Annotated in this window: 12 protein-coding genes; 9 read left to right on the forward strand and 3 right to left on the reverse strand. The window is 72.9% G+C overall.

Annotation, left to right across the window (positions count from 1 at the left end):
• Nucleotides 1-31: 31 nt before the first annotated feature.
• Nucleotides 32-685 carry an HAD-IA family hydrolase gene (locus tag DEJ04_RS01570; protein ID WP_111045893.1) on the forward strand — a complete coding sequence of 218 codons (654 nt, stop codon included), beginning with the start codon at nt 32-34 and terminating at the stop codon, nt 683-685.
• 444 nt (nt 686-1,129) lie between these two features.
• Nucleotides 1,130-1,672, forward strand: a complete 543-nt coding sequence (locus DEJ04_RS01575) for a type 1 glutamine amidotransferase domain-containing protein (protein WP_071245566.1) — start codon at nt 1,130-1,132, stop codon at nt 1,670-1,672.
• A 40-nt stretch (nt 1,673-1,712) separates the two neighbouring features.
• On the opposite strand, the gene DEJ04_RS01580 is transcribed toward DEJ04_RS01575, so the two are convergent.
• Nucleotides 1,713-2,312: a molybdenum cofactor biosysynthesis protein gene (locus DEJ04_RS01580; protein ID WP_258371275.1), complete on the reverse strand. Its 600-nt coding sequence runs from the start codon at nt 2,310-2,312 to the stop codon at nt 1,713-1,715.
• 89 nt (nt 2,313-2,401) lie between these two features.
• On the opposite strand from DEJ04_RS01580, the gene DEJ04_RS01585 reads away from it, so the two are divergent.
• Genes DEJ04_RS01585 through DEJ04_RS01600 form a run of 4 tightly spaced genes read left to right on the forward strand, consistent with a single transcriptional unit; the run spans nt 2,402 to nt 5,049 of the window.
• Nucleotides 2,402-3,994 (forward strand): AlkA N-terminal domain-containing protein, encoded by a 1,593-nt coding sequence (locus DEJ04_RS01585; RefSeq protein ID WP_111045898.1) that lies wholly within the window; start codon nt 2,402-2,404, stop codon nt 3,992-3,994.
• Nucleotides 3,991-4,503 (forward strand): methylated-DNA--[protein]-cysteine S-methyltransferase, encoded by a 513-nt coding sequence (locus DEJ04_RS01590; protein ID WP_111045900.1) that lies wholly within the window; start codon nt 3,991-3,993, stop codon nt 4,501-4,503. The genes DEJ04_RS01585 and DEJ04_RS01590 overlap by 4 nt, the downstream gene beginning before the upstream one ends.
• Before the next feature lie 28 nt (nt 4,504-4,531).
• Nucleotides 4,532-4,792, forward strand: a complete 261-nt coding sequence (locus tag DEJ04_RS01595) for a type II toxin-antitoxin system Phd/YefM family antitoxin (protein WP_027466775.1) — start codon at nt 4,532-4,534, stop codon at nt 4,790-4,792.
• On the forward strand, nt 4,789-5,049 hold the full coding sequence (locus tag DEJ04_RS01600; protein WP_111028942.1) for a type II toxin-antitoxin system RelE/ParE family toxin: 261 nt from the start codon (nt 4,789-4,791) through the stop codon (nt 5,047-5,049). Before DEJ04_RS01595 ends, DEJ04_RS01600 begins: the two co-directional genes overlap by 4 nt.
• Nucleotides 5,050-5,074: 25 nt before the next feature.
• Here DEJ04_RS01600 and DEJ04_RS01605 read toward each other — a convergent pair whose 3' ends face one another.
• Nucleotides 5,075-5,668, reverse strand: coding sequence for a TetR/AcrR family transcriptional regulator (locus DEJ04_RS01605; protein ID WP_111045902.1), 594 nt, complete (start codon nt 5,666-5,668; stop codon nt 5,075-5,077).
• Between the two features lie 9 nt (nt 5,669-5,677).
• The gene (locus tag DEJ04_RS01610; protein WP_111045907.1) at nt 5,678-6,244 is read right to left on the reverse strand and encodes a hypothetical protein; all 567 of its coding nucleotides are present in this window, start codon (nt 6,242-6,244) and stop codon (nt 5,678-5,680) included.
• Between the two features lie 211 nt (nt 6,245-6,455).
• On the opposite strand from DEJ04_RS01610, the gene DEJ04_RS01615 reads away from it, so the two are divergent.
• From DEJ04_RS01615 to DEJ04_RS01625, 3 genes are all read left to right on the forward strand, one after another.
• Complete coding sequence (locus DEJ04_RS01615; protein WP_111045909.1) at nt 6,456-7,277, forward strand: alpha/beta fold hydrolase; 822 nt, start codon at nt 6,456-6,458, stop codon at nt 7,275-7,277.
• A gap of 18 nt (nt 7,278-7,295) precedes the next feature.
• On the forward strand, nt 7,296-8,168 hold the full coding sequence (locus DEJ04_RS01620) for a hypothetical protein (protein ID WP_110859458.1): 873 nt from the start codon (nt 7,296-7,298) through the stop codon (nt 8,166-8,168).
• A gap of 226 nt (nt 8,169-8,394) precedes the next feature.
• Nucleotides 8,395-9,870: an APC family permease gene (locus DEJ04_RS01625; RefSeq protein ID WP_110863247.1), complete on the forward strand. Its 1,476-nt coding sequence runs from the start codon at nt 8,395-8,397 to the stop codon at nt 9,868-9,870.
• Nucleotides 9,871-9,983 lie beyond the last annotated feature (113 nt).

A 9,983-nucleotide genomic window follows, 5' to 3' on the forward strand; every position in this document is an offset into this window, starting at 1 on the left:
ACGGTCGGGCCCGTGGGCTAGGGTCGGGCGCGTGATCGACATCGTGGCGTCCGGGGTCCTCTTCGACATGGACGGGACCCTCGTCGACTCGACCGCGGTGGTCGAGGCGACCTGGACCCGGTTCGGCCACGCGAACGGCATCGACCCCGACGAGATCCTCGCGTTCTCGCACGGACGGCAGGCGATCGACACCCTGCGGCGCTTCCTCCCCGATCTGCCCCTGGCCGAGCAGCAGCGGATCGCGGCGGAGCTCGTCGCCGAGGAGACCGCGAGCACCGAGGGCATCCTCGAGATCCCCGGAGCCGTCGCCTTCGTGCAGCGACTCGTCGAACTCGGCGTCCCGGTGGCCCTCGTGACGAGCGCACCGCGTGACCTCGCCGCGGGCCGGATGGCGGCCGCCGGGTTCGCCGTGCCCGAGGCCTTCGTGCCCTCGGAGGACGTCGAGCACGGCAAGCCCCACCCCGACGGCTACCTGCGCGGAGCCGCCCTGCTCGGCGTCGACCCGACCGACTGCCTGGCGTTCGAGGACGCCCCGGCCGGGCTGGAGTCCGCCATCGCCTCGGGCGCGACCACGGTCGTCGTCGGTCCGCTCGAGCACCCGGTGACGGCCGGCCTGCACCGGGTCCACGGGTACGACGGCCTGACCGTCGAGCGCGACGGCGAGGCCTTCCGCATCCGCGGCTGAGCCCGGCGCCCGTCCTGCCTGTCCGCGGTCTGCCGTCGGTCAGGACACCCCGCCCGGCTCGCGCCGAGTGGTCAGGAACCGTCGGCTGCGCCGCCGCCAGCCGACGCGTCGCGACCGCCCGGCGGACCTGAGCGGGGAGTTGCGACCGCCCGGACGGCGGCCTGGAGGCCCGTGGTGGGCCCGCACCGTGCCTCCAGGCCGACTGTGGGCGCGTCCACGGCGCCTCGGCGGCCGGTCAGGACACCCCGCCCGGCCCGCGCCGAGCGGTCAGGAACCGTCTGTTGCGCCGCCGTCAGCCGACGCTTCGCGACCGCCCGGCGGACCGGAGCGGGGTGTTGCGACCGCCCGAGTGGACCCCCGAGCCGCCCCTGGAGGCCTGCCCAGCCGACCCCGACCACCCTCGGGTGTGCGGCCGGAACGACCGGGCCGCGGAAGGAGCGGATCATGGCAACCCTCGACGGCAAGAAGATCCTCGTCATCACGACGAACTACGGCGTGGAGCAGGACGAGATCGTCGTCCCCACCGAGCAGCTGCGTGAGCGCGGTGCCTCGGTGACCGTGGCGGCGAAGGAGACCGGCACGATCCAGACCCTGGTCGGCGACAAGGACCCGGGGCAGACGCTCGAGCCGGACACCACCATCGCCGGTGTCGACGCGAAGGACTTCGACGCCCTCGTGATCCCCGGCGGCACGATCAACGCCGACACGCTGCGCCAGGAGTCCCGCGCGGCGACGCTCGTGCAGGCCTTCGCCGAGGCGAGCAAGCCGGTCGCGGCGATCTGCCACGGCCCGTGGACCCTCGTCGAGGCGGGCGTGCTGTCGGGCAAGACCGTCACCTCGTTCCCGTCGCTGCAGACGGACCTGCGCAACGCCGGTGCCGAGTGGGTCGACCAGGAGGTCCAGGTCGACGGCGGCTTCATCACCTCCCGCACCCCGGACGACCTGCCGGCGTTCGTCGACGCGATCGAGAGCGCCCTCACCGCCTGAGCACTGTGCCGCAGGGCGGCCGCCCCGCCCCGCGACCGCGTCAGCTGAGCGCCACGGGGCGGGCCGTGCGGAGCACCGCGGGTCCGAGGGTGAGCACACCGTCGGACTCCGGATCGCACCGCACACCGCCCCGGCCGCGCATCGCCCGGAACGCCCCGGGGGCCACCTCGTGGTCCATCCAGGCGCAGGGGTTCGCCGCCCGGTAGCCACGGAACCGGACGGCACGGCCGAGGTCGTCGCTGCCGTCGCCAGCGGGAAGCACGCTCTCCAGCGAGAACGGCTCGCCCCGCAGCGCCTCGACGTCGGCGCCCCGCAGGAACACGTTCCGCCGGGTCGCAGCGGGCTCGACGGTGGCCCCGATCGCCGTGCCGACGGCTTCGAGCCCCTCCAGGCCGATCACCGTGACCGAGGCGTGCACGTGCGCCCGGGCCGCGAAGTACCGGTCACCGACGATGCCCAGCCCGGACCGGAGCTCGATCCGGTCGCGTGACTCGTCCGGATCGTCCGCGCCCACCGGCTGCGCGCCGTCGGCCGGGCGCCCCTCGTACCGGTGCCGCGGCGAGACGAGCAGCAGCGCGACCTCGACCTCGGTCCGGAACGGCAGGTCGTCGAGACCGGCCACGTCGTCTGCGGGAGTCACCCGGTCAACGCTAGCCGGGCCTCCCGGCCGTGCGCTGCTCCGTCCGATTCCCGCCAGTCGACGTCGGCGGCGCATGTCAGGCTGAGCCCATGACCACCCCGGACGCCGACGTGCAACCGGACGCGCTGCACGCCGAACGGCACCGCGCCGTCGCCTCGCGCGACGCGCGCTTCGACGGCCAGTTCGTCACCGCCGTGCACTCCACCGGCATCTACTGCCGGCCCAGCTGCCCGGCCCGCACGCCGAGGGTCTCGGGCGTCACCTTCTACCGCACGAGTGCCGCAGCGCACCTGGCCGGCTTCCGCGCCTGCAAGCGCTGCCTGCCCGAGGCGACCCCCGGCAGCCCCGAGTGGGACCTGCGCGAGGACGTCGCCGGCCGGGCGATGCGACTCGTCCTCGACGGTGTCGTCGAGCGCGACGGCGTCCCCGGGCTCGCCGCGCGTGTGGGGTACTCGGAGCGGCAGCTCAACCGCATCATGACGGCCGAGCTGGGCGCCGGGCCGAAGGCGCTCAGCCGGGCGCACCGGGCGCAGACCGCGCGGACCCTGCTCACCTCGTCCGACCTGCCCGTCGCCGACGTCGCGTTCGCCGCAGGCTTCGCCAGCGTCCGGCAGTTTAACGACACCGTGCGCGAGGTCTTCGCCGTCACCCCGACCGAACTCCGCGCACGCCGGTCCGGGCGAGGCGACGGTGCCACGGACGGCGGCGACGGGGCACTGCACGTCCACCTGCCGGCCCGGGCACCCTTCGACGCGCAGGGTCTGCTCGACTGGCACGCGCTGCACGCCCTGCCGGGCACGGAGCAGGTGGACACCGACCCCACGGGCCGGGTCACGTCGTACGGGCGGCTGGTCGACCTGCCTGGAGGCCCGGGCTGGTTCAGCGCGTCGGCCGCCGTCCTCGACGTGGCCGGGCGGGGCACCGGGATCGACCTGCGCGTGCGGGTCACCGACCTCTCCGACCTGCCCGCGCTCGTGGCGCGGGTGCGTGCGCTGTTCGACCTCGACGCCGACCCGGTCGCCGTCGACGCCGTCCTCGGAGCCGTGCCCGAGCTCGCCGGACCCGTCGCACGGGTGCCCGGCCTCCGGCTCCCCGGCGCGGTGGACGCGCACGAGATCGTGTTCCGCACCCTGATCGGACAGCAGGTCTCGGTGGCCGCGGCGCGCACGGCGCAGACCCGGCTCGTGGCCGCACTCGGCGCGACGGTGCCGGACGCCATCCGGCCCGGCGGACTGCTGTTCCCGTCCGCGGTCGCGATCGCCGAACGCGGGCACGAGGTGCTGCGCGGTCCCGCCGCCCGCGTCGACACGATCCTGCGGGTGGCTGCGGCGCTCGCCGACGGGTCCCTGGTGGTGGACGGTGGGCAGTCCCTCGGTGACCTGCGCGACGGACTCCTCGCGGTGAAGGGCATCGGGCCGTGGACCGCCGACTACGTCGCGCTGCGGGTCCGGCACCACCCCGACATCTTCCTCCACAGCGACCTCGCCGTGCGGAACGGTGCACAGGAACTCGGGCTGCCCGGAACGGCGCGCGAGCTCTCCCTATGGTCGGAGCAGGTGGCCCCCTGGCGGAGCTACCTCACGATGCACTGCTGGCGACCGATCATCGACCGCGCGATGACCGCGACCGCCGGCGCCCGTGCAGCCCGTGCCCCCGAGGACCCCCGGAAGGACGACCGATGACCGACGCAACCATCCAGACCCTGGACACCCCTGACGGGGCGTTCACCGTGCTCGAAGACGCCGAGGGCAGGGTCCTCGCGTCCGGGTGGACCGACTCCGTCGAGCGGATCCTCGCCCGTCTGGCCGACCGCCACCGCCCCGACCGGGTGCTCGACGGCGTGGTCGCCTCGGCCGACGCGGTCGACGCCTTCTACTCGGGCGAGGTCGAGCACGCCATGCAGGTGCCCGTGCGCCAGTTCGGCACGGAGCTCTTCACCGAGGGGTGGCGCCAGCTCCGCCGGATCCCCGCGGGCGGCACCCTGACCTACACCGGGTTCGCGGTGGCGATGGGCCGGCCCGACGCGGTGCGGGCGGCGGCGAGCGTGTGCGCCCGGAACGCCCCGGCGCTCTTCGTCCCGTGCCATCGGGTGTTGCGCTCGGACGGCACGCTCGGGGGCTTCGCGTGGGGGCTCGACGTCAAGCGGTCCCTGCTCGAACGGGAGTCGGCCGGCACCACGGCACTCGTCTGACTTGTACAAAACGCTCTAGAATGTACAGGTGAGCGAAGTGTCGATCTCCGAAGCCCGTGGCCGCCTGGCGTCGATCATCGACGACGCCCGGCACGAACCCGTCTACCTGACCCGGCGCAACAAGCGCGTCGCAGCCGTGGTCGACGCGGCCGTCCTCGACCGGTTGCTCGAGGCGGCGGAGGACCTGGACGACCTGGTCGCCTACGACGAAGCCGTTGCGGAGAGTGCGCGCATCGGTGGCGAGAACGTCAAGTGGGACGACCTCAAGCGCGAACTCGGTCTCGGGTGACGTACTCGGTCGAGGTCATCCCGGCCGCGCAACGCGTCATCCGCAAGCTCCCGCTCGACGGGCGACGGCGGATCGAGGGGCTCCTCGCGATCCTCGCCGAGCACCCCCGGCCACCCGCCGCACGCAAGCTCGTGAACCGGCCCGGGTGGCGGGTCCGCTCGGGGGACTACCGGCTGATCTACCGGATCGACGACGGCAAGCTCATCGTGGTGGTCGTCGATGCCGGGCACCGGCGCGAGGTCTACCGGGACCGATGAGCCGGCAGCCGGCAGCCGGCAGCCGTCAGGCGATCGCGCCGCGCAGGCTGTCCACGTGCAGTTCGACGAGCGCCAGGACCCGCTCGGGCGCACGTGCCGCCGGATCCCACGTGTGCTCGACCGCCAGCCCGTCGATCAGCGCGTGCAGCCGGTCGACCTCGTCGGTCAGGTCGCGACCGTCGCCGAAGCCGCCGTCCTCACGCAGGATCTCCAGCGCCCGGGTGCACACCCGGCGGACCCCGTCGTTCAGGCGTCGGGCACTCGCGGCCAGGTGGTCGTCGGTGCGCGCGAGCACGCCGAGCTGCACCTGCGCCAGGATCTCGGTCGTGCGCTCGGCGTCGAGCGGCAGCACCTGGGCGAGGACGTCCAGTGCGAGCGCACGACCCGTCGAACGCAGGGCGGCGAGCCGAGCGGTGACCCGTTCCTCGATGATCGTCAGGCAGTGCTCGCGCAGGGAGTCCTGCGTCGGGAACACGCGGCGGAGTGACGCCGGGGCGATGCCAGCCTCGTCCGCGACGTTCCGCACGGACAGCGCGCTGAGGCCGTCCCGCTCCAGGATCCGCAGGCAGGCCGCGGCCACCAGGGATCCCCGTTCCTCGAGGTCGACACGGCGGGGCACCGGGTCAGCCTACGGCCGGCTCGAAGCTCCGGCCGGGTCCGCGGCTGCGGTGGTGACTCGGCGCGGCCAGATCGTGTAACTGATCGCCCACAGCAGTTCGACGCCCAGCACGACCCCGAGCAGTGCGACCGTGCCCTGCAGCTCGTCCGTGCGCTCCGGGTCGCCGACGACGAGGACGAGCGCACCGACGATCCCGCCGGCGATCAGCACGGCGAGCCCGGTCCGCAGCACGTCGCCCCAGCACCGGGCCGTGTACCGCCGTCCACTCAGACGTTCCGGTGCGGGACCCCCGGCGAACCGGTGCGTGAACCGGACGTCCGCCCACGCGATCATCCGATGCCCGTACGCGACCGAGAAGCCGATGTAGATCGCCGCGAGTCCGTGGTGCCACGACGCGGTTCCGCCACCGAGCAGGTCGACCGTGACGACCGCGAGCAGCACGAGGTCGATCACGGGTGCCGCGACGAGCATCGCCGCACCCGTGCGCGGCCGTCGCAGCAGGTACCGGGTGGTCAGGCCGCCGAGGATCGCGACCCAGAAGGCGATCTCGCAGGCGACGATGGCGATGAGTGTCATGGCTCCCCGTTGCAGTGGCGGTGTTCGTTTGAGTACAGGTGTACTCAAGCAGCATGGCACGGCGACCGCCACGGTGTCGAGCGGCGGGGTCCTGCCCCTGGAAGCGGGGGGAGACACGGACTCCCGCGCCTGCGACACTCGGAGGACCGGTAATCCGCACGGTCCCCTCCGAGGCCCGACGCATCGCCGTCGACAGCTCGCAAAGGACCCCATGCTCCCTCCAGTCGACCGAACGGTCGTCTCCTCCGACGGCACCACCATCGCCGTCTCCGAGGCAGGGGACGGGCCGGCGGTCGTCGTCGTGGGCGGTGCCTTCGACCACCGCGGGACCCCGTACCTCGACCGCGTGGTCGCCGAGCTCGGCTCGACCCACCGCGTGGTGACCTACGACCGCCGTGGCCGTGGTGCCAGCGGTGACTCCGCGACGTGGGCCATCGAGCGCGAGGTCGACGACCTGCGGGCCGTCGTCGAGAGCATCGGCGCACCGACCACCGCCGTCGGCATCTGCGTCGGCGCCGGTGTCGTCCTGCACGGGCTCGCCACCGGACTGCCCGTCGACGGCGCCGTCCTGTGGGAACCGCCGTACCGCGCCTCCGTCGACCCGCACGCCGACGACGTCGTGTTCGCCGACCTGCTCGACGAGCACGTCGGTGCCGGCCGCCGAGCCCAGGCCGTCCGCGGGTTCCTGACCCAGGTGCTCGGGGTCCCGATGGGCCAGGTCACAGCCCTGCGGCTCAAGGGGTCGCTCTGGCGCTCCCTGGTGGTCGACGCCCACGTGCTCAGCCGCGAGGTCCGGGTGCTGAACGGCCTCGCCGTGCCGGAGCGCGTTGCCGCCGCGGTCGGTGTGCCGGTGCTCGTCGGCGCCGGTGGCGACGGACTCGAGTGGATGCGACGTGCGGCCCGCGCCGTCGTCGACGCCGTCCCGGGCTCGGAGTACACCGAGGTCCCCGGGCAGGGACACGTCCCCGCCCCGGCCGCCCTCGGAGCCCTGATCGACCGCGTCCGGAGTCGGATCGTCTCGCCCAGCAGCTGACTGCGAGAGGATGGGCGGGTGAACGCACCCCGCCTCGGTCTCCTGCTCGACGTCGACGGGCCCATCGCCAGCCCGGTCTCCCGCACCATCGCGATCCCGAGCATCGTCGCGGACCTCGTCGCGCTCGCCGCCGAGGGCATCCCGATCGTCTTCAACACCGGCCGCAGCGACGCCTTCATCCGCTCCGAGGTCGTCGGCCCCCTGCTCGCCGGTGGCCTCGCCGAGGGTGGCCGCGTCCACGCCGTCTGCGAGAAGGGTGCCGTGTGGTGCTCGATCGGTCCGCAGTACGACGGCGGCATGGGCGAGTTGACCGTCGCCGAGGACCTCGCGCTGCCGCGGGACTACGCCGACGAGATGCGCGAGCTGGTCCGCGACGAGTACGCCGACCTGGTGTTCTTCGACGAGACGAAGCGCGCCATGGTGTCGATCGAGCAGCGCGTCGAGGTGCCGAACGCCACCTACCTGGCCCGCCAGCCGGAGTTCGACGCGAAGGCCATGGCCGCGCTCGAGCGTCGCGGGCTCGGTGTCCGCCGCCTCGACGACGTCCGACCCGACGCCGACGGTGCCGTGCAGTGGCGCATCGACCCCACGATCATCTCGACCGACGTCGAGTCCGACCGCAGCGGCAAGGACCTGGGGGCCGAGCGCTCGCTCGAGCTCCTCGGGCAGGACGGCGAGCTCCCGGTCACCTGGCGCACCGTGGGGGACTCCCGCAGCGACTACGCCATGGCGGACTGGCTGCACGCCCACGGCCACGAGGTCGCGCACGTCGACGTCCGTCCCGCCGACGGGGTGCCGGCCACGCCGTACCCGGTGCTCACCGCGCCCGACGGCGTGATCCACGACGAGGCCGGAGCCCGGTTCCTGGCGGACTGGCGCGCCGGCCGCTGACGCGAGCACACCCGCATCCCGCTGACGCGGCCACAACCGCGCCCCGCTGACGCGACCGCGGCCCTGGACGCACCCATCGGCCGGCCGAGCGGTACGCGCCGGACCCCCGCCGCGCCTCCCGGCCGTCGCCGGACCGAGCCACCGTCCGGGCGGACGCTTTGCGTGACACAGTGGTACACCAGTACCCTTCCGAGGTCCGCCGCCAGCCGATGACGGGATCCACCCCATGGCAACGAAGCTCCGCATCAAGTCGATCGAGGCCTCCCTGGCCGACTCCGAGGAGCAGGGCAGGTCCCTGAAACGCTCCCTGAAGACGTTCGACATCGCCGCGATGGGGATCGCGGTCGCCGTCGGCGCCGGCATCTTCTCGGTCGGCGCGAACGCCGCCGCGAACTTCGCCGGGCCCGGCGTCATCATCTCCTTCCTGCTCGCCGCCGTCACCTGCGGCCTGGCGATCATGTGCTACGCCGAGTTCGCGTCGACGATCCCCGTCGCCGGCTCCGCGTACACGTTCACCTACGCCACGATGGGTGAGCTGCTCGCCTGGATCGTGGGCTGGGACCTCATCCTCGAGACCCTCACCGCCAGCGCCGTGATCGCGAAGTACTGGGGCATCTACCTCAGCGAAGCGTTCAAGGTGTTCGGCGTCGACCTGCCGAGCACGATCCAGCTCGGCCCGATCCCCTTCACCTGGGGGCCGGTGCTCATCGTCGGGATCTTCACGGTGCTCCTCGCCTTCGGCACGCGCCTGTCGTCGCGGGTGTCGGCGGTCATCACCGTCATCAAGGTCGCGATCGTCGTGTTCGTCATCGTCGCCGGTGCGTTCTTCGTCAAGGCCGCGAACTTCACCCCGTTCATCCCGCCGGCCGAGCCCGCTAAGGGTGCCGAGGGCAGCGTCTGGACGCAGTCACTCGTGTCGTGGTTCACCGGTGCCGAGCCCGCCCAGTACGGCGTCTTCGGCCTGCTCGCCGCGGCGTCCCTGGTGTTCTTCGCCTTCATCGGCTTCGACGTCGTCGCCACGAGCGCGGAGGAGACCGAGAATCCGCAGAAGACCCTGCCGCGCGGCATCTTCATCGGCCTCGGCATCGTGACCCTGCTCTACGTCGGCGTCAGCATCGTCATCACCGGCATGGTCTCGTACCAGCGCCTGGCCGAGGAGGACACACCGTCCCTGGCGTCGGCGTTCAACATCGTCGGGCTGCCGTGGGCCGCCGGCATCATCGCCATCGGCTCCCTGATCGGTCTGACCACCGTCGTCATGGTGCTGCTGCTCGGCCTGTCCCGCATCGTCTTCTCGATGAGCCGCGACGGCCTGCTGCCCCGCTGGTTCTCGAAGACCAACCCGAAGACGCAGACCCCGGTGCGCGTGCAGGTCGTCGCCGGTGTCGTCGTGGCGCTGCTGGCAGGGTTCACGGCGGTCGACAAGCTCGAGGGCATGATCAACATCGGCACGCTGTCCGCGTTCGTCCTGGTGTCGATCGGCATCGTCGTGCTGCGTCGTTCGCGACCCGACGCCCCGCGGGCCTTCCGGGTGCCGTGGTCGCCCGTGCTGCCGATCATCTCGGCGGTGCTGTGCTTCTGGCTGATGCTGAACCTCGAGGTCGAGACCTGGCTCCGGTTCGTCGTCTGGCTGGCCATCGGCTTCGTCATCTACTTCGGCTACAGCCGTCGCCACAGCCGCGTCGGCCAGCGCATGCAGTAGGGCGCTCCGCGGGTCGGCCTGGCCCGCAAAACAACGGTGTTCGCACGTTGCACACCCGCAGACCGCGGCGCGACGTGTGGACACCGGTGTTTTGCATCCACCGCCCGCCCGCC

This window comes from Curtobacterium sp. MCLR17_044 (genome assembly GCF_003234435.1).
GTDB lineage: Bacteria > Actinomycetota > Actinomycetes > Actinomycetales > Microbacteriaceae > Curtobacterium > Curtobacterium flaccumfaciens.